Here is a 26,922-nt window from a genome sequence, read left to right on the forward strand (position 1 = left end):
TCAGGCGGGCCATCCTGCCTTTGCAGGAGCAAAGACCATGGAAACGGATGACTATTCGGTATGCACGGCGGGCGGCACCTTGCTGTTGATTGCCCCGCAAGTGGCGCCTGCCCAGCGCCAGGCGGTGTTCGACTCGCTGCTGTATTCGCAGTTACGGGCCAACAAGCTGGCCGGGTCGCGCTTCGAGCACTATCAAGCCTGGTTTGGAAGTTACCGAAAGGAACTCTCGGCGCGGGGGTGGATCATCACCCAGTTCTACCACGATACGCAGTCTGCAAGCGCCGGCTCGTTGCTGGCGCCCATTCAGCCGTTGCGCCTGTGGCTGGACAGCCAGTACGAGACGGCGGACGGCATCATTGAAGCGGCCTTGGGCAGGCTCAACGGCACGCAGAGCAGCCTGGATGAATTTCGCGACTTCACTTTCGAGGGGCGCGAGTGTGGCACGCGTATTGCCCTTGAGATTGGCCTGGTTCATCCAGGGCCTGTCATCAGCCTGTGCAGCATCGCCTTGCATGCGTCGGAGCCGGTAGAGCAGGTCAGTATCGAGGGGCCGTTGCTTGCCAAGGGGTTTCAGGGGGAGGTGTTGGTCAAAGGGCTGGTGGCGCATCTGGATGGTCAGCAGTACGAGCCGCAGCGTGTTCAGTTGCGAGCTTTGATCGAGCGTAAGCAACAAGAGCATCCTTCGTTGACCAGGAATCTGCCAGGAGGCATCCATGAGTGAACAACAGGTAGCCGTAGTGGGCGCAAGCCTGATGTCGTTCATGCCCGGCTTGTCGCCGGGGCAGCGCAGCTCGGTACAGCTGGCAATACTGCAGGCCGAGCAGGAAACGCGCTTTGTCCACGAGCAGGGCCAGGTTCAGGACTGGTTCAGCTATTACAAGAACAAGCTGAAGTTCTACGGCTGGGACGCGGTGCCGCCTAGCGAGGTCCATTGGCCGGGCAACGAGCGCTCGGATGTTGTCGATAGCGCGCTAAAGGCCATCTCGGCCGTCGCCGGCAGCCAGTATGCAAGTTCGACGGAATTGGCCATGCGGGGGCTCAAGCAGGACGCCAGGGCCTTGGTACAGTTTGAGCGGCGTACGCGTGAGCAGGGCGTGTTTCAGTTGTTGCCGTGTGCGCCGGGCCGAAATGGCTCGGTGGATATGGTGCTGTATTACGAAGAGCTTGAGCAATCGCAAATCACCGCCGGCTTTCTGTTTCGTAAACGCCGGCACCAGCAGGTCAGGGCCGAGCTGGTGCGCTTTAACACCCGTCTGTTCGATCAACAGTTCAGAAGCAAGGTGGAGCGGAGCCTGGCGACTATCGCCCTGCGGGAAATCCTTGAACTGGAGCTTTAGGGCACCAGGTAACCCTTGATTCCGGTAAAGATGATCTGCGCCGCCAGGGCGCAGACAAACAACCCCATCAAACGGCTGACAATCTGCAGGCCCTGGTCGCCGAGAATCCGCTCGATACGGTTCGACAGGTACAACACCAGGCCGACGGTAAAGCTGGCCATGGCAATACTGACGATGGCCAGCAGCTTGTCGTCCCAGTGCGGCTGGCCAATCCCCATTACCAGCAGTGCACCGATGGTACCGGGGCCGACGGTCAGGGGGATGGTCAGCGGCACGATGGTTACATCCTGCTGCACGTTGTCGGTCTGCACCGCCGACTTGCCCTGGGCCATGCCCAGCGCGGAAATGAACAGCACGCTGCCGGCACCGATGCGAAATGCATCCACGGTGATGCCGAATATGCCGAAGATCACCCTGCCGAACAGGTATAGCAATACGCTGGCGATCAGCACGGCGATTGCCACGCGCCAGGCCAGTTGCTTGCGCTCCTTGCTGGAGTAGCCGCGGGTCAGGCTGATAAAGCACGAGAGCACGAAGAACGGGCTGTAGAGCACGAGCATTTTCAGGTAGACGCTGAACAACTCATGGAGCATGGTCGAGGCTCGCGGCAAGGGTGATGTGGAGCAAGTGTATGCGAATTACGGGGTTGGAATCTGACTTGATTCGGCTTCGCGATGCGCCACCCAATGCTCGATCAGCTCGCGCAACTGCGACAGTTCCACCGGTTTGGACATGTGCCCGTCCATGCCGGCCAGGCGTGCGCGTTCCTTGTGCTCGGCGAGGATGTGCGCGGTCAGGGCCACCACCGGTGTGCGCCGGCGCTGGTTGCTGACTTCCCAGATGCGCAGTTGCTGGGTGGCCGAGAAGCCATCGAGCACTGGCATTTCGCAGTCCATCAACACCAGGTCGTAATGGTTGGCCTTCATCGCCTGCAGGGCTTCCTCGCCATTGCTGGCGGTGTCCGGCTCCAGGCTCAGCTTGCCGAGCATGCCACGGATCACCTTGGTCGAGATGTTGTTGTCCTCGGCCACCAGGATGCGGAAATCGCTGGGCAGGTTCAGTGGCGCCGACAGCCCGGTCTGCACCGGGATGCTCGGCTGGCCCTTGCTGCGCTGGGACAGCTCTTCGGCCAGGGTGGTCTTGAGAGTGTAGCCGGCCACCGGCTTGGCAAGGATGCGCTTGACCCCGGCATTGCGGGCGATGACCTTGCTTGGCGCGTTGCTGATACCGGTGAGCATCACCAGCAGGATGTCGTGGTTCAGGCTCGGGTCTTCCTTGATCTTCGCCGCCAGTTGCATGCCGGTCATGCCCGGCATGTTCTGATCGAGCAGCACCGCATCGAAGTAATCGCGCAGGTGCGCCTTGGTGCGCAACAGGGCCAGGGCTTCCTTGCCCGACGGCACGGCGCTGACGTTCATGCCCCAGGCGCTGCACTGCTGGACCAGGACCTTGCGGCAGGTGTCGTTGTCGTCCACCACCAGCACCCGGGCGCCGCGCAGCGGGCCGTCGAGGTCGGTGGGTGGCTGTTCGAGGCGGTGCGGGTCGAGCGGCAGGGTCATCCACAGGGTGTTGCCCATGTTGTGGCTGGTCTTGATGCCGAACTCGCCCTGCATCAGGGTGATCAGTTGCTTGGCGATGACCAGCCCCAGGTGGCCGCCGAGCTTGTTGCTGGAGAGGAAGTGCTTGCTGTGCAGCTCTGCCTGCAGCAGCGCTTCGCGCTCGCCCGGCGGGATCGGTTCGCCGCTGTCCTGCACGGCAATGCGCAGGCGCGGGCTGTCGCCGCGCTGGTCGAGGGCGACCACCAGCAGGATCTCGCCCTGGTCGGTTTTCTTCAGGGCGTTTTCCAAAAGGCTCAGCAAGGCCTGGCGCAGACGCGTCGGGTCGCCACTGATGACCCGCGGTACCTGCGGCTGGGTGAAGCTGATCAGTTCGATGTTCTGCTGCTCGGCCTTGGCCCGGAAGATACTCAGGCAATCCTCGATCAGGGCATTGAGGTCGAACTGCACGTCATCCAGCTCGATCTGCCCGGATTCGAGCTTGGAGATGTCGAGAATCTCGTTGATCAGGGTCAGCAGCTCGTTGCCGGCGCTGTGGATGGTCTGCACGTAGTCGCGTTGCTTGACCGACAGCGGGGTGCCGAGCAGCAGCTCGGTCATGCCCAGCACGCCGTTCATGGGCGTGCGGATCTCATGGCTGATCTTGGCCAGGAACTCGGCCTTGGCGTTGATCTCGGCGTTGCTGGCGGCCAGTTCGCGGCTGGCGCTGAAGCGCTCTTCGCTGATGCGCCGCAAGCGCTCGCTGACGGCCAGGTTGAGCAGCAGGCCGCTGAAACTGGTGAGCCCGAGGAGAATGAACAGCAGCCATTGGGTCGGCGTGCGGGTCAGGCCGAGCAGGGCCGGCAACACCACCAGGCAACCGATGTTGAACGCCAGCATGGCCAGGGCGAACAGCCGCGCCGGGGCATACCCCTTGTACCAGTGGTAGCTGGCCACCAGCAGCATGCTCAGGCTACCGACGGCCATCAGCGCATAGGTCATCAGGTTCAGCGGCAAGGTATCGACGAACAACAGCAACAGGCCGCACAGCGCGATCAGCAGCATCTCGCCCTGCAGCAGGCGGCTCAGGCGCGGTTGCTCGCAAGGCGTGAAGAAGCGCAGGGTAAAGGTCAGGCCGGCCAGCGATGCCAGCAGGGCAGTAAGGTAGGCCGCCGGTGTTTGTGCCGAATGCCAGAGGCTCCACCAGGGGCCGCTGAGGTTGAGCAGAATCAGTGCGCTGAGCAGCATCAGCGCGTGGTAGACCGCCAGGGCCAGGCTGGTACTGGAGCGTGAGTAAGCGAAGCGGATCAGGTTGTGCAGCATCAGCATCAGCAGGCAGCCGAACAACAGGCCGAAGAACAGCGGCTGGCGCTGGTCGGCGGCGGCCTGGGCGGCAGGCTCGAGGCTGATGGCCGGACGCAGCTGGTGTTCCGACACCAGGCGCAGGTACACATCCAGCGGTTGCGTGCTGTTGGGCAGGGCCAGGACATGGTCGCTGCTGCGCAGGTAAGGGTCGCCGCTGTCGCTCTGGCGACCGTTGTGGATCTGCTTGATCAGCCGGTCGCCTTGCAGGGCGTAGAGGTCCAGCCGTGACAGGTCGGGGGCGAACACCCGCAGCAGTTTTTCCTGCTGTCCGGGTTCCAGCCGATAGTGCAGCCACAACGCCTGGTCGGGCGTGGCAGCGTTGAGTTCGTTGAGTTCGAGGGGACTGAACTGGTTGCGGTAGCGTTCGGAACGTACATCGCTCAATTGCAGGCTGGCCTGGTCGTCAAGCAATACCGCCCAACCACTGCCCTGTTCGGCCACGGCCGGGAACAGGCAGAGCAGGGTCAGCAAGCTGACGGTGAGACCAATGGCAATCCTGAGCCAACGCAAGACGAAATCCCTTCTTAGCCAAATGCCGGATGGTAACTATGCGCGGCGCGCCAAGCCGAAGGCAAGGCCCATGGCGGGCCCTGTCGACGAGCCGGGGGCAGGGCGCTCGTCGCGCCGCTGCCACCAGGCACCGGTTTACTCCTGGTGTTCACCGCGTTCGCGGGCAATGGCACGGTAGCCGATGTCCTTGCGGTAGAAGCTGCCATCCCAGTTGATCTCGGCTGCCAGGCGGTAGGCTTGTTGCTGGGCCGACTCGACGCTGCTGCCCATGGCGGTGGCGCACAGTACGCGGCCGCCAGTGGCAACTACCTGGCCGTCCTTGAGCGCGGTACCGGCGTGGAACACCTTGCCTTCAATCTGCGCTGCAGCATCCAGGCCGTGGATGACCGCGCCTTTGCTGTAGTCGCCAGGGTAGCCGCCAGCAGCCAGCACCACGCCCAGGCTCGGACGCGGATCCCACTGCGCTTCGACCTTGTCCAGGGCCTTGGCGAAAGCGGCTTCGATCAGCAGCACCAGGCTCGACTCCAGGCGCAGCATGACCGGCTGGGTTTCCGGGTCGCCGAAGCGGCAGTTGAACTCGATGACTTTCGGGTTACCGGCTTTATCGATCATCAGGCCGGCATAGAGGAAGCCGGTGTAGACGTTGCCTTCCTCGGCCATGCCGCGCACGGTCGGCCAGATCACCTGGTCCATGACGCGCTGGTGCACGTCGGCGGTGACCACTGGCGCTGGCGAGTAGGCGCCCATGCCGCCGGTGTTGGGGCCGGTGTCGCCGTCGCCGACGCGCTTGTGGTCCTGGCTGGTAGCCATTGGCAGCACGTTGTGGCCGTCGACCATGACGATGAAGCTGGCTTCCTCGCCGTCGAGGAACTCTTCGATCACCACGCGCGAACCTGCGTCACCAAAGGCGTTGCCGGCGAGCATGTCGCGTACGGCGTCTTCGGCCTCGCCCAGGGTCATGGCGACGATCACGCCTTTACCGGCGGCCAGGCCGTCGGCCTTGATCACGATCGGTGCGCCTTTTTCCCGCAGGTAGGCCAGGGCCGGCTCGATCTCGGTGAAGTTCTGGTAGTCGGCAGTCGGGATCTTGTGGCGCGCCAGGAAGTCCTTGGTGAAGGCTTTGGAACCTTCCAGCTGGGCCGCGCCCTTGGTTGGACCAAAGCAGTCCAGGCCGCGGCTGCGGAACAGGTCGACGACACCGGCAACCAGCGGGCCCTCAGGGCCGACGATGGTCAGGGCGACATTTTTTTCGGCGAAATCGGCCAGTTGCTCCAAAGCGCTGACGTCGATGTCGACGTTCTCGCACTTGGCTTCAGTGGCGGTGCCAGCGTTGCCCGGGGCAACGAAGACTTTTTCGACCCGTGGGTCCTGAGCGACTTTCCAGGCCAGGGCGTGTTCACGACCGCCGCTACCGATAATCAAAACGTTCATGTCAAAACCTCTATGAAGCTAATTCGGATAATGCTGGTTGGCGGGACTCTTGTGGGAGCGGGCTTGACCCGCGATGCGCTGTAACTGACAGATCGCAATCGCGGGTCAAGCCCGCTCCCACAGAGCCTGGCACCAGGTCCTGGTATCAGTGACGGAAGTGACGCATACCGGTGAAGACCATGGCAATGCCGGCTTCGTCAGCGGCGGCGATGACTTCGGCATCGCGCATCGAGCCACCTGGCTGGATCACCGCGGTGATGCCGACCTTGGCAGCGTTGTCGATGCCATCACGGAACGGGAAGAACGCGTCCGATGCCATGACCGCGCCCTGAACCTGCAGGCCGGCGTGCTCGGCCTTGATCGCAGCGATACGGGCGGAGTTGACGCGGCTCATCTGGCCGGCGCCGACACCGATGGTCTGGCGGTTCTTGGCGTAGACGATGGCGTTGGACTTGACGTACTTGGCCACTTTCCAGGCGAAGATCAGGTCGTGGATTTCTTGCTCGCTCGGCGCACGCTTGGTGACCACTTTCAGGTCGCCCTCGGTGATCATGCCGATGTCGCGGCTTTGTACCAGCAGGCCGCCGGTGACGCGCTTGAAGTCCCAGGCAGCGGCACGTTCTGCCGACCACTCGCCGCAGGCCAGCAGGCGCACGTTGGCCTTGGCCGCCACCACGGCGCGGGCTTCGTCGCTGACGCTCGGGGCGATGATCACTTCGACGAACTGGCGCTCGACGATGGCTTTGGCGGTTTCGGCGTCCAGTTCGCGGTTGAAGGCGATGATGCCGCCGAACGCCGATTCGGTATCGGTGGCGTACGCCAGCTCGTAAGCCTGGCGGATACCGCCTTCAGCGTCGGGGCTGACCGCCACGCCGCACGGGTTGGCGTGCTTGACGATGACGCAGGCCGGCTTGACGAAGCTCTTCACGCATTCCAGCGCGGCGTCGGTATCGGCCACGTTGTTGTACGACAGCTCCTTGCCCTGCAACTGCACCGCGGTGGCGATGCCGGCTTCGGCCGGCTTGGCCTCGACATAGAACGCCGCGCTCTGGTGCGGGTTCTCGCCGTAGCGCATTTCCTGGGCCTTGGTGAACTGGCTGTTGAAGGTCCGCGGGAATTCGCTGCGACCTTCGGTGCTGAGGGTTTCAGCGGCCTGGTTCACGGTGCCCATGTAGTTGGCGATCATGCCGTCGTAGGCTGCAGTGTGCTCGAATGCCTTGAGCATCAGGTCGAAGCGCTGGGCGTAGGTCAGGCCACCGGCCTTGAGGCTTTCCAGGACCTGGCCGTAGTCGCTGGCGTTGACCACGATGGCGACGTCCTTGTGGTTCTTGGCCGCCGAGCGGACCATGGTCGGGCCGCCGATGTCGATGTTCTCGATGGCGGTCGGCAGGTCACAGCCCGGCTTGGAGATAGTGGCTTCGAACGGGTAGAGGTTGACCGCGACCAGATCGATCGGCTTGATCCCGTGCTCGGCCATGATGGCGTCGTCGGTACCGCGACGGCCGAGGATGCCGCCGTGGATTTTCGGGTGCAGGGTTTTGACCCGGCCGTCCATCATTTCGGCGAAGCCGGTGTAATCGGCAACTTCCACCGCGGCAACGCCATTGTCCTGGAGCAACTTGAAGGTGCCGCCGGTGGACAGGATCTCGACGCCGAGCTGTTGCAGCTCACGGGCGAATTCAAGGATCCCGGTCTTGTCGGAGACGCTGATCAAGGCGCGGCGGATCGGCAGGCGGGTAGTCTGGTCGGTCATTTCAGATTCCATAACGCGGTGGAGTCAGCAAAAAAGGCGACCTCATCGAATGGGAGCCGCCTTTTCTGGTTTGGATGCTTGCTTACAACAAATCGTACTGCTTGAGTTTCTTGCGCAAGGTGCCGCGGTTGAGCCCGAGCAGCTCGCTGGCCTTGGTCTGGTTGCCCTTGACGTAGTTCATTACGCTTTCGAGCAACGGCGCTTCGACTTCCGAGAGCACCAGGTTGTACACGTCCGTGACGGCCGCGCCCTCCAGATGGGCGAAATAGTTGTGCAGCGCCTTTTCCACACTGCCGCGAAGGGTCTGACCCTCTTCGCTCGGCGTATTCAGGTGCTGTTTCAGGTTGACGTTGTCGCTCACGGGCGTTGTTCCACTCACTAAAGTCTCGGTCATCATCGTCATGCGGCCACCCCTTGTCCGTCCTCTGTCTCAAGGCTCTGTTCACGCTCGCTGAAGAAGCCGCGAACGTTGGCGCACTGCGCTTGCGTGTCTTCCAAACGGTTGAACTGGGCGCGAAACTCCTTGGCGCCCGGTAGCGTTGCCAGGTACCAACCAACGTGCTTGCGGGCGATACGTACGCCCATCACATCGCCATAGAAGGCGTGCAACGCGGTCAGGTGCTCCAGCAGAATTCGTTCCACTTCGTCCAGCTGCGGTGCCGGCAGTTTTTCGCCGGTACGCAGGTAATGCTCGATCTCGCGAAAGATCCATGGCCGCCCTTGGGCAGCCCGGCCAATCAGCAGACCGTCGGCACCGGTGGCATCCAGCACCGCCCGGGCTTTTTCTGGCGAAGTGATATCGCCATTGGCAAAAACCGGGATCGACACCGCCTGCTTGATCGCCGCGATGGTGTCGTATTCGGCTTCACCGGTGTAGAGGTCGGCGCGTGTGCGTCCATGTACCGCCAGTGCCTGGATCCCGGCCTGCTCGGCGATCCTCGCCACAGTCAGGCCGTTCTTGTTGGCCCTGTCCCAGCCAGTGCGGATCTTCAGCGTGACCGGCACGTCCACGGCGGCAACCACCGCGTGGAGGATTTCGCTGACCAGGGCTTCATCTTTCAATAAAGCAGAGCCTGCGGCCTTGTTGCAGACTTTTTTTGCCGGGCAGCCCATGTTGATGTCGATAATCTGCGCGCCGGCCTCGACGTTGGCCCGGGCCGCCGCTGCGAGCATCTGCGCGTCACCGCCGGCGATCTGTACCGAGCGCGGCTCGGGATCACCTTCGTGAATCATGCGCAGGCGCGACTTGCGGCTGTTCCACAGGCTCATGTCGCTGCTGACCATCTCCGACACCACCAGGCCTGCACCCATTCGTCGGCACAACTGACGAAAGGGCTGGTCCGTGACCCCGGCCATGGGCGCGAGGATCAGGGCGTTCTGCAGTGTGTATGGGCCGATGCGTACCGCCGACATAGGAGTTCCCTGTTGTGGGGGCCGATCTTAGAGTTCGAAAAAGGGTTGGCATGATACCCGCTCTCGGTGACCGGATAAAGATCGATTTGGATAAAATCTGAACAGTTGGCTTTGAGCTGCAAGCTGCAAGCTTCAAGCCACAAGAAAAAGCAGACCCGTACGCTGATCCGTTTTCACTTGCGGCTTGAAGCTTACGGCTTGCAGCTCGCCGACTATTCCGGCGACCGAAACGACAGGCTGTAGTTGACCGCCTTGGGGCCCGGATCGAGGATGTCCAGGGCGATGTGGATCGGCGTCTGGCTGGGCATTTCGCCCTTGCCGGCCAGTTCACCGCTGAGGTACTCGGTGGGCTTGAAGCGGCGGCTGGCGATCAACTGGCCATTGAGATCGGCAAAGCGCAGCTCCAGCAGCGGGAACGGCTGGGCGAAGGGCGCCCGGTTGTAGATGATCGCATCGACGATCAAGGCACCGTTGAAGTCCGGGTGGCTGCGCACCACCAGGTTACTGCTCTTGATCCGGGCGATATCGACCCGCGACGGCACCTGGCAACCGACGGTCGGACAGACCGCCTGGAACCACGGTCGGTAGCGGTCCTGGCGGGCCAGTTCGTCGAACTGGTACCAGATGTATTGGCCGGCCAGGGCCGCAGCGGCCAGCAAAATCAACAGGATCCACAGCAGGCGCCGGGCCCAGTTGACCTTGGGCTTCTGCCAGTCGAGCTGGATCGGATCGTCGACCAGGTCGAGCAGCGGCTCCTTGCGCGCCGGGCGGTTGCTGACCGGGCCCAGGCCCGGTTCGCGGCGCTCGTCGAACTCGGGTTCGGGGCTGTCCAGAGGGTCCTCAGGCTCGCGCGCCGACAGACGCTCGCCGGGCAGTTCGTCATCATCGGCGCGTAGCGCAGCGGCAGGTGCCAGCGGGGCGTCGAGGTCGTCATCGATGGCATCCAGCGACAGCGACGGCTCGGTACGCTCGCCGGGTGCCGGCGCGAGGTCCAGGGCTTCCTGCTCGATCAGCGGCGGTTGCGGCGCGTCGAGCTCGGCACTGAGTTGCTCGCGCTCGGCGGCCGGGCTGCTGAACAGGCTGTCGGGCCAGTGCTGGTCGTCTTGCTCGGGGCTGTCGCGGTGCGCGCTGAGGCTCTCTTCGCGTGGTGCAGCGGCCTTGAACTCGGTGGTCGGCTGGATTTCGCGCTGTTCCAGGCGCGCCAGCTCCTGATCGAGGTCGAGCTGGTCGAGGTCCAGCTCGGCGGCGCTCCACTCGTGCTGGTTCGGTGCTTTTGCGGGCTCCGCCACTGGCTCGACCGGCACCGGCGCTGCAGGCGGGTTCTGCGCCGCGCTTTGCTCCAGCAGTTGCCGGGCGGCGTTGAACACTTGCAGGCAGGCGCCGCAACGCACCATGCCGCGGGCCACGCTCAACTGATTGTGGCTGACGCGAAAGCTGGTCTGGCAATGCGGGCACTGGGTGACGAAACTGTCGGTCATGCGGCGGTCCGGGTTATGCAGAAGGTTATTCTAGGCGCACTTAGCGGCGGCGACCACTGATGCGTACCCAGCCATCGCGTACGGCGATCGGGTCGAGGTCGAAGTCCTTGGCGTAGGCCGCGGCAACTTCATCACCCTGCTCGGCGAGAATCCCCGACAGCGCCAGCAGGCCACCCGGACGTACCAGCCCGGACAGTTGCGGGGCCAGCGAGACCAGCGGGCCGGCGAGGATGTTGGCGACCAGTACGTCGGCCTGCATGGCCGGCATGTGCTCGGGCAGGTACAGGGCGAATTTCTCGTCGGCGATGCCATTGCGTCCGGCGTTGTCGCGCGAGGCTTCCAGGGCCTGCACGTCGATGTCGGTACCGACCGCTTCACGGGCACCGAGCAGCAGCGCGGCGATGGCGAGGATGCCCGAGCCGCAACCGAAGTCGAGCACCTGGGTGTCTTTCAGGTCCTGGCCGTCGAGCCATTCCAGGCACAGTGCGGTGGTCGGGTGGGTGCCGGTGCCGAAGGCCAGGCCCGGGTCGAGCAGCAGGTTGACCGCCTCAGGCTCCGGTGCCGCGTGCCAGCTTGGCACGATCCACAGGCGCTGGCCGAAACGCATCGGCTGGAAGTTGTCCATCCAGCTGCGTTCCCAATCCTGGTCTTCGATGACTTCGGCCTGGTGCTCCGGCAGTTCGGCGCTGGTCAGCAACTGCAGGTGGGCGAACACCGCGCTGGCGTCGGTATCGGCTTCGAACAGTGCCAGCAGGTGGGTATGCGACCACAGCGGGGTGGTGTTGAGGTCCGGTTCGAAGATCGGCTGATCTTCGGCATCCATGAAGGTGACCGAAACGGCGCCTACTTCGAGCAGGGCATCTTCATAGGTTTCGGCTTGTTCCGGGCTGATGGCCAGACGTACTTGCAGCCAAGGCATGGCGGGCACCTTTGGAAAAATCTACAGGGGCAGCCCGAGGCTGCGAGAAGCCCGCCAGTTTACTTGAGTGCGAGGGGTTTGTGGGAACCCTGTGGGAGCCCCAAAAAAAGACCCCGGTCACGGGACCGGGGTCTTTTTTACATCACTGGCGAATCACTCCTGGCTAGCCAGTTTGTGTTCCAGGTAGTGAATGTTGACGCCGCCTTTGCAGAAACCTTCATCACGCACCAGGTCGCGGTGCAGCGGGATGTTGGTCTTGATGCCGTCGACGACGATCTCGTCCAGGGCATTGCGCATGCGTGCCATGGCTTCGTCGCGGTCCTTGCCGTAGGTGATCAGCTTGCCGATCAGCGAGTCGTAGTTCGGTGGAACTGCGTAACCGCTGTACAGGTGCGAATCGACGCGAACGCCGTTGCCACCCGGGGCGTGGAAATGCTTGACCGTGCCTGGGCTCGGGATGAACTTCTTCGGGTCTTCGGCGTTGATCCGGCACTCCAGCGAGTGACCGCGAATCACCACGTCATCCTGGGTGAACGACAGCTTGTTGCCAGCGGCGATGCTGAGCATCTCCTTGACGATGTCGATACCGGTGACCATCTCCGAAACCGGGTGCTCCACCTGAACACGGGTGTTCATTTCGATGAAGTAGAAACGACCGTTCTCGTAGAGGAACTCGAAGGTGCCGGCGCCACGGTAGCCGATCTCGATGCAGGCATCGACACAGCGCTTGTAGACTTCCTGGCGGGCTTTTTCATCGATGCCCGGTGCCGGCGCTTCTTCCAGTACCTTCTGGTGGCGGCGCTGCAGCGAGCAGTCGCGGTCACCCAGGTGCACGGCGTTACCCTGGCCGTCGGACAGGACCTGGACTTCCACGTGACGTGGGTTGGTCAGGAACTTCTCGAGGTAGACCATCGGGTTGCCGAAGGCTGCGCCAGCTTCGGTGCGGGTCAGCTTGGCCGAGGCGATCAGGTCCTCTTCCTTGTGCACCACGCGCATGCCGCGACCACCACCGCCACCGGCGGCCTTGATGATCACCGGGTAGCCGACTTCACGGCCGATGCGCAGGGCTTCTTCTTCGTCTTCCGGCAGCGGGCCGTCGGAACCTGGCACGGTCGGAACGCCAGTCTTGATCATCGCGTCCTTGGCCGAAACCTTGTCGCCCATCAGGCGAATGGTGTCGGCTTTGGGGCCAATGAAGGCAAAACCGGAGTTCTCGACCTGCTCGGCGAAATCGGCGTTTTCCGCGAGGAAACCGTAGCCTGGGTGAATGGCGGTAGCGCCGGTCACTTCAGCCGCGGCGATGATGGCCGGAATGTGCAGGTAGGACTGGCTGGCCGAAGCAGGACCGATGCAGACCGACTCGTCTGCCAGGCCCAGGTGCATCAGTTCGCGGTCAGCCGTGGAGTGTACGGCGACGGTCTTGATGCCCAGCTCTTTGCAGGCACGCAGGATCCGCAGGGCAATTTCCCCGCGGTTGGCAATCAGGACTTTTTCCAGCTTCGCAGACATCGTTGGCTCTCCGCGGTTCAAACGATGGTGAACAGCGGCTGGTCGAACTCAACCGGCTGACCGTCTTCTACCAGGATGGATTCGATCACACCGCTGGTTTCAGCTTCGATGTGGTTCATCATCTTCATGGCTTCGACGATGCACAGGGTGTCGCCTTTCTTCACGGTCTGGCCGACTTCAACGAAGGCTGGCGAGGCAGGCGAGGCTTTGCGGTAGAAGGTACCGACCATTGGCGAACGGGCAACGGTGCCGTTCAGTTTTGGTGCGGCAGCTTCGGCTGGAGCGGCGGCAGCGGCCGGGGCGGCGGCTGGTGCGGCAACAGGAGCGGCGACTGGAGCCGGAGCGTAGTACTGCTGGGCTGGAGTCTTGCTGTGGCGGCTGATCCGTACGGATTCCTCGCCTTCCTTGATCTCCAGCTCGTCGATGCCAGATTCTTCCAGCAGTTCGATCAGTTTCTTGACTTTACGGATATCCATTAATCATCAACTCCCAAGGTTCGGTCAGGGGCGTAAATATAAAAACGTGTTAGCAAACGTTTCTTGTGAGCCCCGGCCCATAGGCCAGGTTCTCGTCATCAGGGCTTTGCGTTAGCAGCCAGGTGTTCCAGGGCAGACTCCAGGGCCAGGCGATAACCGCTGGCACCCAGGCCGCAAATCACTCCTACGGCGACATCAGAGAAGTAGGAGTGATGGCGAAAAGGTTCGCGTTTGTGCACGTTGGACAGATGCACTTCGATGAATGGGATGCTCACCGCCAGCAACGCGTCACGTAATGCGACACTTGTATGTGTGAAAGCCGCCGGATTGATCAGGATGAAGTCCACACCTTCGCTGCGCGCGGCATGAATGCGGTCGATCAATTCGTACTCGGCGTTGCTTTGCAGGTATTGCAGATGATGGCCGGCGGCGCGGGCGCGCTGCTCCAGGTCCTGGTTGATCTGGGCCAGGGTCACGGCGCCATAGACGCCCGGTTCGCGGGTGCCGAGCAAGTTCAGGTTGGGGCCGTGCAGCACCAGTAGCGTTGCCATCTGTGGTTCCTTTTTATCGTTAGGAAACTTTGCGCGGCGACTATGCCGTAAACCGGCGGGCACTGTCCAGTTACCAGCAATAGCCAGCACGATGACCGATATTCACGCTAAATATGTGACTAATTTATTAATTTCGGTCATCGAAAGCGGCTTTTTAGCGGCCCGAAGAAGTTATAGACCCAGATCGGCGCGAATGCGCGTCAGATGCTCGGCAAATTCGCCGGCGTTTATCTCGCCAACCACACGATCGGCGGTGATTTCGCTGCCGTTCGCGGCAAAGAACAACAGCGCTGGCGGGCCGAACAGCTGGTAGCGGTCGAGCAGGGCGCGCTGTTCAGCGTTGCTTTCTGTGATATCGAAGCGCAGCAACTGATAGTCCTTCAGTTGTGCTAGCACTGCGGGTGCATTGAGCACCTCGTGCTCGATCACCTTGCAACTGATGCACCAGTCGGCGTACCAGTCCAGCAGCACCGGCTGGCCGGCGGCCTTGGCGGCGGCCAGGGCGCTGTCCAGCGCCGCCGGGGTGGTGAGGGTCTGCCAGGCGCTGGCGCTGCTGGCCTGGGCGCTTGCACCAGTACTGGCGTTACTGGCTTGAGGCAGCGGGCGCAGCGGGTCGGTCTGCCCGCTCAAGGCGCCGTACCAGCAGGTCAACCCATAGAACAGCAGGGCCAGGCCGAGCAGCTGCGCCAGGCGCTGCCGGGTGGTTTTCACCGTGAACTCCAGGGCGCCAAGGAACACCGCGGTACCGGCGGCCAGCAGGCCGACCAGCAGCAGCGTGACCTGCCCCGGCAGCACGCGGCTGAGCAGGCCAATGGCCAGGCCCAGCAACAGCACGCCGATGGCGTTTTTCACCGTTACCAGCCATGGCCCGCTTTTCGGCAGCCAGGCCGCACCGCCGGTAGCGATCAGCAGCAGTGGCGCGCCCATGCCCAGGCCCAGGGCGAACAGCTTCAATGCACCCCCCAGGGCATCGCCGCTGGCGCTGATATACAGCAGGGCGCCGGCCAGTGGCGCCGACACGCACGGCGATACCAGCAGGCTGGAGAACACCCCGAGGATCGCCGCACCCATCAGCGATCCGCCCTTGGTCTGGCCGACCAGACGTTCCAGGCGACTACTGATGGCATGCGGCAATTTGAGCTCGAACAGGCCGAACATGGCCAGGGCAAACAGTACGAAGAACAGCGCAAACGGCACCAGCACCCAGGCCGACTGCAAGCGTGCCTGCAGGTTGAGGCCGGCACCGAACAGGCCCATCAGCGCGCCGAGCAGGGCAAAGCAGGCAGCCATCGGCAGTACATAGGCCAGCGACAGGGCAAAACCGCGTACGCCACCGACCTGGCCGCGCAACACCACGCCAGAGAGGATCGGCAGCATCGGCAGCACACACGGGGTGAAGGTCAGGCCGACGCCGGCGAGGAAGAACAGCAGCAGGCCTTGCCAGTCCCAGCCGGCCTTGGCGACCGTGGTGGTAGCTGGCGGCGCACTGCTGGTGATGCCATCGATGCTCAGGCGTGCGGTTTCCGGCGGGTAGCACAGGCCCTTGTCGGCGCAGCCCTGGTAGCCCACCAGCAAGGTGAAGGGGCGTTGTTCGTTGGCCGGGCGGGGGATTTCGATGTCGAGGATGCCGTGATAGACCTCGACGTCACCGAAGAACTCATCGTGCTTGGCTTCACCCGGGGGGATCTGCGCCGTGCCCAGGGCTATGTCGGCAGGCTCGCTGCGAAACTGGAAGCGGTGGCGGTACAGGTAGTAACCGTCGGCGGCGACGAAGCGCAGTTTCAGGCTTTGCCCTTGATCCTCGACCAGGCTCAGCTTGAAGGCTTCGTGCACTGGCAGAAAGTCGCTGCTGTTGTTCAGCGACGCGGCGCCCAGGGTGGCGCTGGGGCGATTGTCGAGCAGGCCGGCGCCGACGGCGGGCAAGGCCAGGAGCAGAAACAGGAGGCAAAGCAGGCGGCGCATGGCGGTCTCGCAGTACAAAAGTGCCTGCATGATAACGGACTTTGCAGCCCTGTTGCCTTCATCGCGGGTCAAGTCGGATCGCCGCGACACATCCTCACAGGCGAAAGGCCCGCACCGCCGTATTCAACTCGCCACCCAGGCGAAGCAACTGCTCACCCTGCTCACGCCCTTCACCAATACGTTGCAGGTTGTCTTCACCCAAGCCATGAATCCGCTCGCTGTGGTCACGAATCTCGCTCACCGCGCCGCTCTGCTGGGCGGTGACATCGGCAATCCGTACCGCTGTGGCCGAGATGGTCTGGATTGCCGCGACAATTTCATCCAGCGCGCCATCCGCCGCCTGGGCCTGGTCAGCGGTGGCCTCGGCATGTTCGAGTTGCGCGCGCATGCCTTCAACCGATTCGCGGGCCGCCTGCTGCAGGCGCCCGATCAAGGTCTGGATCTCACCGGTAGCGCCGGTAGTGCGCAGGGCCAGGGAGCGTACTTCTTCGGCAACCACGGCAAAGCCACGGCCCATTTCCCCGGCCCGCGCCGCTTCGATCGCGGCATTGAGGGCCAGCAGGTTGGTCTGCTCGGCAATCGAGCGGATCACCGTCAGCACGCCGCCGATGGTCGCCGATTCCTCGGCCAGTTGTTCGATCATCTGCGCGTTGCCCTGTACTTCGTCGACCAGCGCCCGCAGCCCGGTCAGGCTCTGGCCTATCACTGCCTGGCCTTGCTCGACCGCACGCCCGGCGTCGTGGCTGGCGTCGGCCGCCTGGCTGGCGTCGCCGGCGACCTGGAGGATGGTCGCCTCCAGCTCGCCGAGGGCATCACGGATTTGCGCGGTGTCGCCGGCCTGGCGTTCGGCGCCGTCGTGCAGGGCGCTGCTCATGCCGGCCAGGGCGTGGCTGCTGCCAGCGACCTGCTCGGCGTTGTGGCGGAGGGTGCCGACCAGCTCGACCAGGTAGACCCGCAGGCGGTTGAGCGAGTCCTGGATATCATGCATTTCACGGTTGCTGCGGCCCAGGGCAATGGCCTGGCTGAAGTCGCCCTCGGCCCAGCGCGAGAGTGCCGGCGCGAGGTTGGTCAGCACCCGCGCCAGGCGCCGCTGCAGGGTGTCGATAAGCAGTGCGATCAGCAGGATCAAACCGATCATCAGGCCCTGGATCACCCGCACTTCGCCCTGGATGGCGGCATGCTGGCTACGCACACTGGGTTCGAGCTCGGCGATGGCCTGCTGCACGGCGCCGATGCGCTCGAAGGTGCTGCTGGCCAGGGCGCTGCGTTGCTGGATCTGCTCGCGGGTGCGCTGCAGCTCGCCGGGGTAGCGCTTGATCAGGCTGTTGAGTTCGCGTTTGAGCGCCACCCCGGTGTCTTCGGTCGCTGTGCTGGCCTGGGTCTCCAGGCCCATCAGCGCGGCAAAGTCGTCGGCGCTCGAAGCGCTGCTGGCGGTCACCCCCAGCAGCGGCAATTGTTCGAGTAACTGCGCCTGGGCGGCGATCTGCGCAAGTTCGCGCTCGACTTCATCGGCCAGTTCGCTGCGGCCGCTGCTGACCATTTTGTCCCGCGCCAGGGATAGCCGCGACAGGTGCAGGGAGGCGTTGAACAGCAGCGGCGAATAGCGCCCGGCATCGCTGCTGGTGCTGCTCTGGGCATAGTTGGCCAGTTGCTCGAGGCTCGCACCCAGTTCGCGTTCGGCCTGCAGCAACAGGGCCTGCGGGTCGCCGGCCAGCTTGCCGGCGCCCAGCAACTCGTTGGCGGTGAAGCGCTGCAGGTTGTCCAGGCTCGGGCGCAGGCGCTCGGCAAGCTCTGCCGGCAGTTGCTCCAGTTCACCCTGCAGGGCGGCGGTGGTCTGCAGCGCCGTGGCATGGCGCAGGGCGTCGCCGCTGCTCAGGTAGTCCTGGATATTGCGCGCCGCCTGGTTCTGGAATTGCTGCGACAGCGACAGATAGCGCTCCATTAATAAATAGGGGCGCTCCAGGGCGCGCTGCGACCACCACAGGGTCGCGCCCAGGGCGATGCACACGGTAACCAGCAACAGGGTATTGAAATTGGTGAGCAGCTTCAGGCGCATGTCCGGTGTCTACCAACGGCCGAATGGTAAGCGCCTGAAGTTATTGCGTTTTTATGACCGGGTTATGACGGAGCGGGCGGTTCGGTGAAAAAAACTGGCACTTTGCCTTTATGCTTCGACCCGTTGCACGCAGTTGCGCCCGGCACCCTTGGCGCGGTACAGCGCCTCGTCGGCGGAGGTGGCCATGCTCAGGGCGTCCAGGCCTTCGCTCAGTTGCACCACGCCGGCACTGAAGGTGCAGGACAAGTCGCGCGGCTGGGCCGGGTAATGGATCTCGGCAAAGCGCCGGCGAATTTCGTCGAGCACCTTGTGCGCCGAGCCCAGGTCGGTGTTGGGCATGACGATGGCAAATTCTTCACCGCCGTAGCGGCCAATGAAGTCGGTCTTGCGCAGGCGCTGCTTGAGGAACAGCGCCAGGCTCTTGATCACCCGGTCGCCCATGGGGTGGCCGTGGCTGTCGTTGACCTTCTTGAAGTGGTCGATGTCGAGCATGGCGAAGCTCAGTGGCTGCGCTTCGCGGCGCGCACGGAAGCTGCAGTCTTCGAGCAATTGCAGGATATGGGTGTGGTTGTACAGCCCGGTGAGGCTGTCGCGCACCATCCGCGCCTTGAGGTTGCGCGCCCGGGCGGCGCGGTTGCGCACGGTGGTGATCAGGTGCCGCGAGCGGATCGGCTTGGTCAAAAAGTCATCACCGCCCTCGCTCATGGCGTCGAGCTGTTTGTCCAGATCGTCCTCGGCCGACAGGTAGATGATCGGCACGCTGACATAACGGTCGTTGTGGCGGATCACCTTGGCAAGCTCGGTGCCGGTGCAGGCCGGCATGTACATGTCGAGGATGATCAGGTCGGGCTGGAAGTCGGCAAGCTCGGCCATGGTCTGGATCGGGTCGATCAGGGTGCGGGTGACGATCCCGGCGCTGTTGAGCAGGCGCTCGGTGTGCAGGGCCTGGGCCCGCGAGTCGTCGATGATCAGCACCTTGAATGGTTCGTACTGGGTGACGCTGGTCAGCAGCTCGACCTTTTCCAGCAGGCTCGAGGCTTCCAGGGTGCCGGTAAGGAACTCCTGGCCACCGGCGCGCACGGCGGCCAGGCGCGTCGGCGTGTCGGTTTCGTGCAGGCTGAAGAACAGCAACGGCACCCGCTGCTCCAGGCCCTGCTGGGCCTGGGCGGCCAGTTGCAGGCCGACACCGGGGCCGGTGAAGTCGACGTCCATGACGATTGCCGAGGGCAGCCGTTCGCTCATGGTCGCCTGGAACGCGGCGGCGCTGTACAAGGCCTGTACACCGAGGCCGAAGAATTCCAGTTGCTGGGCCAGACGCTCGGCGCGGTCGTGGTCCTGGAGCATGATGTACACCGGCTTGCGCAGCGGCGGCAGCGGCACTTGCTCAAGTTGGTCGCCCTGGCGCAGGCCGGTGCGCGACAAACGTTGCATCAGCCGGTTGAGGTCGCTGATCAGCTGGCTGCTCAGGCGCGCGCTGTTGGCTTCGACCGCCTCCAGGGCATGGCCGATGGCCTCGGCCAGCTGGCTGTGCTCGGGCTGCTCGAAGCGCTCGGCATAGCGTTGCAGGCGCAGGTTGGCTTCGCACAGCTCACCCAGGTCGCCAGTCGACCACTCGCTGCGCTGCAGGCGCTGCCAGATCTCGAGGATTTGCCGGGCCTGATGAATGACCCGCTGGGCAAAGTGTTGCTTGAGGCGCTCACGATTGGGGTCTTCTGGCTCGGTCATGTCCTGACTACTTATAAGGGGTGAGGCTGAGTTCGAGTGATGGCTCTATGCTAGCACCACTTTCCCGGCAATCGAGTGCCTTGTATCAATTAACTGTACAAGTCCGTTTATTCATTTGCTGACCCAATAGTCGCTTATGCGAAGCGCCGTGCTTGATTTATAGTGCAGCGATACTTGCCGACCCCGGCAGGTGGCGCGCGGCATTAAAAGCCCATCGCGCTGGCACGAAGCCCGGGGGTTGCGGTCGAACCCCTTGAACCGACGTGACTGAAAGGACAACGCCATGCTGGACTGGAAAAACCGTACAGGCAAAGCCGAGGCGCGTGAGCGGGTCGAACCGCGCACCGCTGCCACCCGCAGTTATTTTGGCGGGTTGTTCTTCAGCCGCGCCCTGGGCTCGCTGATCGGCCTGTACCTGCTGGTGTGCGTGGGCCTGGGCTGGTACTGGAGCGCCGAGCCCGACCTGTTCCCGGTGCAGCAGAACGCCCAGGCGGCCGCCGAGAAAACCGGCAAGCAGATGGTCGTCGGCTACACCACCATCGAAACCCTCAAGACCGTGGCCGGCACCCTGCTCAACAAGCCCGGCGGCTATATTTCCAACGACCGCTTCCCGCCTGGCCTGTGGATGGACAACATGCCCAGCTGGGAGTACGGCGTGCTGGTCCAGGTGCGTGACCTGAGCCGCGCCCTGCGCAAGGACTTTGCCCGCTCACAGTCGCAGTCCACCGAAGACGCTGACCTGGCCAAGGCCGAGCCGCGCTTCAACTTCGACAACAAGAGCTGGATCCTGCCGTCGAGCGAATCGGAGTTCCAGGAAGGCATCAACTCGCTGACCCGTTACCAGAACCGCCTGGCCTCGCCGGATCAGCAGGGCGCGCTGTTCTACACCCGCGCCGACAACCTCAACAACTGGCTGGGCGACGTCGCCACCCGCCTGGGTTCGCTGTCGCAGCGCCTGTCGGCAAGTGTCGGCCGGGTCAAGCTCAACAGCACCCTGAAGACCGAGTCGGTGCTGCCGGGCCAGGTGCCGCAGCTTGACGAAGAAGTGGTCGAAACCCCGTGGCTGCAGATCGACAACGTGTTCTACGAAGCCCGCGGCCAGGCCTGGGCGCTGTCGCACCTGCTGCGCGCCATTGAGGTCGACTTCGCCGATGTGCTGGCGAAGAAGAACGCCACGGTCAGCGTACGGCAGATCATCCGTGAGCTGGAAGCCTCGCAGGAGCCGCTGTGGAGCCCGATGGTGCTCAATGGCAGCGGCTTTGGCATGTGGGCCAACCACTCGCTGGTCATGGCCAACTACATCTCGCGGGCCAACGCTGCCGTCATCGACCTGCGTCAACTGCTGACTCAGGGCTGATCGGTGTCGATCTCCGAGCAGGAGGCAGCGCACCGCGCCGCCTCCGACCGCGAACTGATTGCCTGGGTCGACGAAAGCGACCGCCTGCTCGGCGCCGTGGCCCGCGCCGAGCTGCGCGAGCGCGGGCTGATTGGCCGCGGCACCTACATCCTCTTGTTTAATTCCGCTGGCCAGCTGTGCGTACACCGACGCACCCAGAGCAAGGCGATTTACCCCGGGTACTGGGATGTCGCCGCCGGTGGCATGGTCCAGGCCGATGAGAGCTATGCCGAATCGGCGGCCCGCGAACTGGAAGAAGAGCTGGGGGTCGGTGGGGTCGAACTCACCGCGCATGAATGTTTTTTCTTCGACCAGACCGGCAACCGGCTCTGGTGCGCGGTGTTCTCGGCGGTCTGGGACGGGCCTTTGCGCCTGCAGCCCGAAGAGGTCAGCGAGGCACGCTTCATCGCCGTCGAGCAGGCCCTGGCCGACAGCCAGCAACAGCCATATTGCCCCGATTCACTGGCTGCCTTGCGGCGCTACCTCGACCGTCGAGCCTGACGTCGCTAAACACATGCAAAATGGCGCAGTTTTGTACTTAGCATTCGCGACTTTTATCGTTACACTGCGCGGCCTTTAAAGGCTGCCGCACGCTTCATGCGGCAGTTGCGCTGCCCCTGCCAGAGTGGGGCTTCGCGGTCGGTACCCCGCCAGGGGCGTCGACCAGTTTTTATCCTCACCGTAGAGGATCAAAAGTGGCCAAGAAAGCCGCATCATTCGCCGCCCTCGGTGGCCTGGTGTTCTCCACTGATGCAGGCCGGCATTGCCCGGACTGCAGCAAACCCATAGATGCCTGCATCTGCAAACAGACGCTCATCCCCGAAGGCGATGGCATTGCTCGCGTGCGTCGCGAAAGCAAGGGCCGTGGCGGCAAGACGGTGACGACCATCAGCGGCGTGCCGCTGCCCCTGGAACAGCTCAAGGATCTGGCCAGCACGCTCAAGCGCCGCTGCGGAACCGGCGGCGCGTTGAAAGACGGGGTCATCGAAATCCAGGGCGATCATGTCGAGCTGCTGCTGGCCGAACTGATCAAACAGGGCTTCAAAGCGAAAAAGTCCGGCGGCTGAAGACTGCATCGCGATTTTTTGCAATTCGCTTTCTAAACTCGTTCCCGTAGGAAGGGTCTATCCCTGAACACGGATAATCGTCACTTTCAGGTTTTACACTGCGCCCGCCCCATGCAGGCCGGTGTTTTTCGACTTTCTATATAGGGGACTTCAATGTCCGTACGACGCACACGCAAAGACGATGGCAGCCAATGGACAGTTGCGGACAGCCGCAGTGTTTACGGCATTCGCCATTGGGGGGCCGGCTACTTCGCAATCAACGAGGCCGGGCGCGTCGAAGTCCGCCCGAACGGGCCTGGCAGCGCGCCGATCGACCTGTTCGAACAGGTCGACGAACTGCGCAAGAGCGGCCTGTCGCTGCCGCTGCTGGTACGTTTCCCGGACATCCTCCAGGACCGCGTGCGCCAGCTGACTGGCGCTTTTGACGCCAACATCGCGCGCCTGGAATACCAGAGCCAGTACACCGCGCTGTACCCGATCAAGGTCAACCAGCAAGAAGCGGTGGTGGAAAACATCATCGCCACCCAAAACGTTTCCATTGGCCTTGAAGCCGGCTCCAAGCCTGAGCTGCTGGCCGTGCTGGCGCTGGCACCGAAAGGCGGCACCATCGTCTGCAACGGTTACAAGGACCGCGAGTTCATCCGCCTGGCACTGATGGGCCAGAAACTCGGCCACAACGTCTTTATCGTCATCGAGAAAGAGTCGGAAGTGGCCCTGGTGATCGAAGAAGCCGCCGAGCTCAAGGTCAAGCCGCAAGTTGGCCTGCGCGTTCGCCTGTCGTCGCTGGCCTCGAGCAAGTGGGCCGATACCGGTGGCGAGAAGTCCAAGTTCGGCCTGTCGGCGGCGCAACTGATCTCGGTGGTGCAGCGTTTTCGCGATGCCGGCCTGGACCAGGGCATCCGCCTGCTGCACTTTCACATGGGCTCGCAGATCGCCAACCTGGCCGACTACCAGCACGGTTTCAAGGAAGCCATCCGTTACTACGGCGAGCTGCGCGCGCTGGGCCTGCCGGTCGATCACATCGACGTCGGCGGCGGCCTGGGTGTGGACTACGACGGCACCCACTCGCGCAACGCCAGTTCGATCAACTACGACATGGATGACTACGCCGGTGTCGTGGTCGGCATGCTCAAGGAGTTCTGCGATGCCCAGGGCTTGCCGCATCCGCATATCTTCTCGGAGAGCGGCCGCTCGCTGACCGCGCACCACGCCGTGCTGGTGGTGCAGGTGACCGACGTCGAGAAGCACAACGACGAAGTGCCGCTGATCGAGAACAAGGAAAGCCTGCCCGAGACCGTGCAGTGGCTGGCCGACCTGCTCGGCCCGACCGATATCGAGATGGTCACCGAAACCTACTGGCGCGCCACTCACTACATGAGCGATGTGGCCGCCCAGTATGCCGACGGCAAGATCACCCTGGCCGAGAAAGCCCTGGCCGAGCAGTGCTACTTTGCCGTGTGCCGGCGCCTGCACAACTCGCTCAAGGCCCGCCAACGCTCGCACCGCCAGGTGCTCGACGAACTCAACGACAAGCTGGCCGACAAGTACATCTGCAACTTCTCGGTGTTCCAGAGCCTGCCGGACACCTGGGCCATTGGCCAGGTCCTGCCGATCCTGCCGCTGCATCGCCTCGACGAAGAGCCGCTGCGCCGCGCCGTGCTGCAAGACCTGACCTGCGACTCGGACGGCAAGATCAACCAGTACGTCGACGAGCAGAGCATCGAGACCAGCCTGCCGGTGCACGCGATCAACGAAGGTGAAGACTACCTGCTGGGTATCTTCCTGGTCGGTGCCTACCAGGAAATCCTCGGTGACATGCACAACCTGTTCGGTGATACCGACTCGGTGAACATCTACCAGAACCCGAACGGCAGCGTGTACCACGCCGGTATCGAGACCCATGACACCATCGAAGACATGCTGCGCTACGTGCACCTGTCGCCGGAGGAGTTGATGACTCACTACCGCGACAAGTGCGCCAGCGCCAAGATCACCGCCCGTGAGAAGACCCAGTTCCTCGACGCCCTGCGTCTGGGTCTGACCCGTTCGTCGTACCTGTCGAGCTGATCAGTGGTGCGGGTCGCGTGCAGTCGCTGGCTGCGCGTCGACCCGACTTGACCCGCGATGCTTTCAACTACTTCCAGCCAGCTCATGCCTCACATCTTTAGTCCTCAGGACTTGTGGCTGTCAGCTCGATGATCAACGGAATAGCCTGATCGTTCTCCCTGAGAATGGCGATGCTGGAGAATCGGTACACCGTCGATTGTGTCCGTGCCCTGATCCGCCGCCCGTCTACAGCGACAATCGCCCCGGATTGGCGGGAGACGAGAAACGGCGTCTGATCTTGCAGGTTGTTGAGCACTGCTTTGTCGTCGGGTTGTCGTTCTGCAACGTAATAAAGGTAGGTGTGGCCAACGGTGGCGCCGCCGCTATCACTTAGTACTTCATAGACCGCACTGTGTGTTCCAACGGGCAGGGTATTCACCACCGCACTCAGATGTGGCTGAGGCGCACCGCTCATGAATATCCAGGCGAATTGCAGTACCGCGATAACAGTGAAAATGCCCACCAGCCATTTAGTAGCCGAAAGATTTCGCATATTCGATGCCGGCCTTGATCCATTCCTGATCTTGAGGGTCGTCGCCAAATGGGACGTCTCCCCACCACTTTCCAAAGCCTGAGTCACTGGTGCCCGCTCGGCTTTGCGCCCAACCGGCAGCTCTCAACAAGACGTTAGGTGAGATCCCTGCCGCAGTTCCACATGCGCCGTACCTTCGAATAGAACCAGGAAAAAAGAAAACCAGTGCCACCATTCTTGAAGAAATTTCGCTCGAGGCTGGCCGTTTGCATATTTGAATATATGGACGCGCCACCAGGTGCCGGAGGAGGATACATAAAGAGCTTCCTGCAAAAGTTAGACTGATACAACTGATTGCCCCTCCATGGGTCACCCAGTGTCAGGAATTGGACTTTTGCCGGTCAAACCCAAGTTGTGACATTTCTTCGCACGCCACTGAGGGCGCTGATGTAAATCCGCGCCATCATTTAGCGCACAAACCACCCATCCCGCCGCTGCAACCGCCAGCCCATCACCCCCAGCGTTACCCCGCGCAAGGCCATGAACAGCAGAAAGCCCAGCCACAGGCCGTGGTTGCCCAGATCGCGAGCCAGATAGGCAACCGGCAGGGCGATGAGCACGCTGAGCAGCATGCCGTTGCGCATCTCCCGCGCCCGCGTGGCGCCGATGAACAAGCCATCGAGCAGATAGCTCCACACCGCGATCAACGGCAGCAAGGCCAGGTACGGCAAGTACTGGTAGGCAGTTTCGCGCACGTTGGCGATGTCGGTCTGCATGTTGATGAACAGATGCCCACCGAGCAAAAACAACACGGCAAAGCCGCTGCTGGCCAGCAGCGACCAGCCGCAGGCGACGGTCAGTGAGCGGCGCAGCGCCTGGCGATCGCCAGCGCCGATGGCGTGCCCGCACAGCGCTTCGACCGCATGGGCCAGGCCATCAAGGGCGTAGGCGGTGAGCAGCAGGCCATTGAGCAGCAAGGCATTGGCTGCCACGGTCGCTTCACCCAGGCGTGCGCCTTGCACGGTAATCAGGAAGAACACCGCTTGCAGCGCCAGGCTGCGGATGAAGATGTCGCGGTTGACGCTCAGCAGCGGCCGCCAGCTCTGCCAGCGTGCCAGCAGTGCCCAGGCGATCTGCCCGGGGTAAGCGCGCAGGGCCGGGCGGGTCAGGGCCAGGCCGAGCAGGGCGGCGCTCCATTCGGCAATCACCGAGGCCCGCGCCGAACCGATCACGCCCCAGTCCAGGCCGAGCACGAACCACAGGTTGAGGGCGATGTTGAGCAGGTTGGTGGTCAGCAGGATCGCCAGCGGCGCCCTGGCGTTCTGGGTGCCGAGGAACCAGCCGACCAGGGCGAAGCTGGCCAGCGCCGCCGGCAGGCCAAGCAGGCGGGTCTGGAAGAAGTCGTGGGTCGACTGCTCCAGCGCTGCCGAGGGCTGCATAAGTTGCAGCGCCAGGTGGCTGAACGGCAGGGCCAGAACACCCAGCAGCAGGGCGAAAAACAGCGCCAGCAACAGGCCCTGGAGCAACACCTGGCGCAGTGCTGCGCCGTCGGCACGACCCGCCGCCTGGGCGGCGAAACCGGTCGAGCCCATGCGCAGAAAGCCCATCACCCAGGCCAGGAAGGTGTACAGGCTGGCGCCCACCGCCACCGCACCGAGCTGATGAGCATGGGGCAGGTGGCCAATCACGGCGCTGTCGACCAGGGCCACCAGCGGTACGGAAATGTTCGAAAGTATCATCGGCGCGGCCAGCGCCCAGACCTTGATATGGGTCGGGCGGTCGCGCCAGTCGGTCAGCAAACGGGACATGAAAGCTCCTGGCAAGCCGGCATTGTAGCCGCTGCGGGCACCAAATCGTGCGA

Annotated in this window: 23 protein-coding genes; 6 read left to right on the forward strand and 17 right to left on the reverse strand. The window is 63.2% G+C overall.

Going from position 1 to position 26,922, the window contains the following annotated elements; all coding sequences use genetic code 11:
- Positions 1-37 precede the first annotated feature (37 nt).
- Complete coding sequence (locus LOY22_RS02820; protein WP_213602569.1) at positions 38-721, forward strand: hypothetical protein; 684 nt, start codon at positions 38-40, stop codon at positions 719-721.
- Positions 714-1,337, forward strand: coding sequence for a hypothetical protein (locus LOY22_RS02825; RefSeq protein WP_093376545.1), 624 nt, complete (start codon positions 714-716; stop codon positions 1,335-1,337). The genes LOY22_RS02820 and LOY22_RS02825 overlap by 8 nt, the downstream gene beginning before the upstream one ends.
- Here LOY22_RS02825 and LOY22_RS02830 read toward each other — a convergent pair.
- The 14 genes from LOY22_RS02830 to LOY22_RS02895 all read right to left on the reverse strand — a co-directional run bounded on the left by LOY22_RS02830 (position 1,334) and on the right by LOY22_RS02895 (position 20,020).
- The gene (locus tag LOY22_RS02830) at positions 1,334-1,930 is read right to left on the reverse strand and encodes a MarC family protein (RefSeq protein ID WP_093376541.1); all 597 of its coding nucleotides are present in this window, start codon (positions 1,928-1,930) and stop codon (positions 1,334-1,336) included. The genes LOY22_RS02825 and LOY22_RS02830 overlap by 4 nt on opposite strands.
- A 45-nt stretch (positions 1,931-1,975) precedes the next feature.
- On the reverse strand, positions 1,976-4,747 hold the full coding sequence (locus tag LOY22_RS02835) for a hybrid sensor histidine kinase/response regulator (protein WP_045196995.1): 2,772 nt from the start codon (positions 4,745-4,747) through the stop codon (positions 1,976-1,978).
- A gap of 135 nt (positions 4,748-4,882) precedes the next feature.
- Entirely contained in the window at positions 4,883-6,178 is a 1,296-nt protein-coding gene (gene purD / locus LOY22_RS02840) for a phosphoribosylamine--glycine ligase (protein ID WP_213602567.1), read from the reverse strand.
- A gap of 145 nt (positions 6,179-6,323) precedes the next feature.
- Positions 6,324-7,931 carry a bifunctional phosphoribosylaminoimidazolecarboxamide formyltransferase/IMP cyclohydrolase gene (gene purH, locus LOY22_RS02845; RefSeq protein WP_045196998.1) on the reverse strand — a complete coding sequence of 536 codons (1,608 nt, stop codon included), beginning with the start codon at positions 7,929-7,931 and terminating at the stop codon, positions 6,324-6,326.
- An 82-nt stretch (positions 7,932-8,013) separates the two neighbouring features.
- Entirely contained in the window at positions 8,014-8,334 is a 321-nt protein-coding gene (gene fis / locus LOY22_RS02850) for a DNA-binding transcriptional regulator Fis (protein ID WP_003186237.1), read from the reverse strand.
- Complete coding sequence (gene dusB, locus LOY22_RS02855; protein ID WP_045197001.1) at positions 8,331-9,344, reverse strand: tRNA dihydrouridine synthase DusB; 1,014 nt, start codon at positions 9,342-9,344, stop codon at positions 8,331-8,333. Before dusB ends, fis begins: the two co-directional genes overlap by 4 nt.
- Positions 9,345-9,556: 212 nt before the next feature.
- The gene (locus tag LOY22_RS02860) at positions 9,557-10,822 is read right to left on the reverse strand and encodes a DUF3426 domain-containing protein (RefSeq protein WP_093376537.1); all 1,266 of its coding nucleotides are present in this window, start codon (positions 10,820-10,822) and stop codon (positions 9,557-9,559) included.
- A 40-nt stretch (positions 10,823-10,862) separates the two neighbouring features.
- On the reverse strand, positions 10,863-11,741 hold the full coding sequence (gene prmA / locus LOY22_RS02865) for a 50S ribosomal protein L11 methyltransferase (protein ID WP_093376532.1): 879 nt from the start codon (positions 11,739-11,741) through the stop codon (positions 10,863-10,865).
- 153 nt (positions 11,742-11,894) lie between these two features.
- Positions 11,895-13,250, reverse strand: coding sequence for an acetyl-CoA carboxylase biotin carboxylase subunit (gene accC / locus LOY22_RS02870; protein ID WP_045197008.1), 1,356 nt, complete (start codon positions 13,248-13,250; stop codon positions 11,895-11,897).
- 17 nt (positions 13,251-13,267) lie between these two features.
- Positions 13,268-13,726: an acetyl-CoA carboxylase biotin carboxyl carrier protein gene (gene accB / locus LOY22_RS02875; RefSeq protein ID WP_093376528.1), complete on the reverse strand. Its 459-nt coding sequence runs from the start codon at positions 13,724-13,726 to the stop codon at positions 13,268-13,270.
- A gap of 98 nt (positions 13,727-13,824) precedes the next feature.
- Complete coding sequence (gene aroQ / locus LOY22_RS02880; RefSeq protein WP_028945755.1) at positions 13,825-14,277, reverse strand: type II 3-dehydroquinate dehydratase; 453 nt, start codon at positions 14,275-14,277, stop codon at positions 13,825-13,827.
- 171 nt (positions 14,278-14,448) lie between these two features.
- Positions 14,449-16,239, reverse strand: a complete 1,791-nt coding sequence (locus LOY22_RS02885) for a protein-disulfide reductase DsbD (RefSeq protein ID WP_258597779.1) — start codon at positions 16,237-16,239, stop codon at positions 14,449-14,451.
- Positions 16,240-16,333: 94 nt separating this feature from the next.
- On the reverse strand, positions 16,334-18,295 hold the full coding sequence (locus LOY22_RS02890) for a methyl-accepting chemotaxis protein (RefSeq protein WP_258596213.1): 1,962 nt from the start codon (positions 18,293-18,295) through the stop codon (positions 16,334-16,336).
- 108 nt (positions 18,296-18,403) lie between these two features.
- Positions 18,404-20,020 (reverse strand): diguanylate cyclase, encoded by a 1,617-nt coding sequence (locus LOY22_RS02895; RefSeq protein WP_093376519.1) that lies wholly within the window; start codon positions 20,018-20,020, stop codon positions 18,404-18,406.
- 283 nt (positions 20,021-20,303) lie between these two features.
- On the opposite strand from LOY22_RS02895, the gene LOY22_RS02900 reads away from it, so the two are divergent.
- The 4 genes from LOY22_RS02900 (at position 20,304) to speA (ending at position 24,550) form a co-directional block, all read left to right on the forward strand.
- A complete protein-coding gene (locus LOY22_RS02900) occupies positions 20,304-21,377 on the forward strand; it encodes a DUF2333 family protein (RefSeq protein ID WP_045197016.1) in 1,074 nt (357 codons plus the stop codon).
- 3 nt (positions 21,378-21,380) lie between these two features.
- Complete coding sequence (locus tag LOY22_RS02905) at positions 21,381-21,917, forward strand: NUDIX hydrolase (protein WP_045197017.1); 537 nt, start codon at positions 21,381-21,383, stop codon at positions 21,915-21,917.
- A gap of 194 nt (positions 21,918-22,111) precedes the next feature.
- Entirely contained in the window at positions 22,112-22,483 is a 372-nt protein-coding gene (locus LOY22_RS02910; RefSeq protein WP_010221702.1) for a translation initiation factor Sui1, read from the forward strand.
- A gap of 153 nt (positions 22,484-22,636) precedes the next feature.
- Positions 22,637-24,550, forward strand: coding sequence for an arginine decarboxylase (gene speA / locus LOY22_RS02915; protein ID WP_045197019.1), 1,914 nt, complete (start codon positions 22,637-22,639; stop codon positions 24,548-24,550).
- Positions 24,551-24,647: 97 nt separating this feature from the next.
- On the opposite strand, the gene LOY22_RS02920 is transcribed toward speA, so the two are convergent.
- The 3 genes from LOY22_RS02920 to LOY22_RS02930 all read right to left on the reverse strand — a co-directional run bounded on the left by LOY22_RS02920 (position 24,648) and on the right by LOY22_RS02930 (position 26,869).
- Entirely contained in the window at positions 24,648-25,130 is a 483-nt protein-coding gene (locus LOY22_RS02920; protein WP_258596225.1) for a hypothetical protein, read from the reverse strand.
- Positions 25,060-25,296: a polymorphic toxin type 44 domain-containing protein gene (locus LOY22_RS02925; RefSeq protein ID WP_258596227.1), complete on the reverse strand. Its 237-nt coding sequence runs from the start codon at positions 25,294-25,296 to the stop codon at positions 25,060-25,062. The genes LOY22_RS02920 and LOY22_RS02925 overlap by 71 nt, the downstream gene beginning before the upstream one ends.
- 232 nt (positions 25,297-25,528) lie before the next feature.
- Positions 25,529-26,869, reverse strand: coding sequence for an MATE family efflux transporter (locus LOY22_RS02930; RefSeq protein ID WP_258596229.1), 1,341 nt, complete (start codon positions 26,867-26,869; stop codon positions 25,529-25,531).
- Positions 26,870-26,922: the final 53 nt, after the last annotated feature.

The sequence above is a fragment of the Pseudomonas sp. B21-035 genome (assembly GCF_024748945.1).
GTDB lineage: Bacteria > Pseudomonadota > Gammaproteobacteria > Pseudomonadales > Pseudomonadaceae > Aquipseudomonas.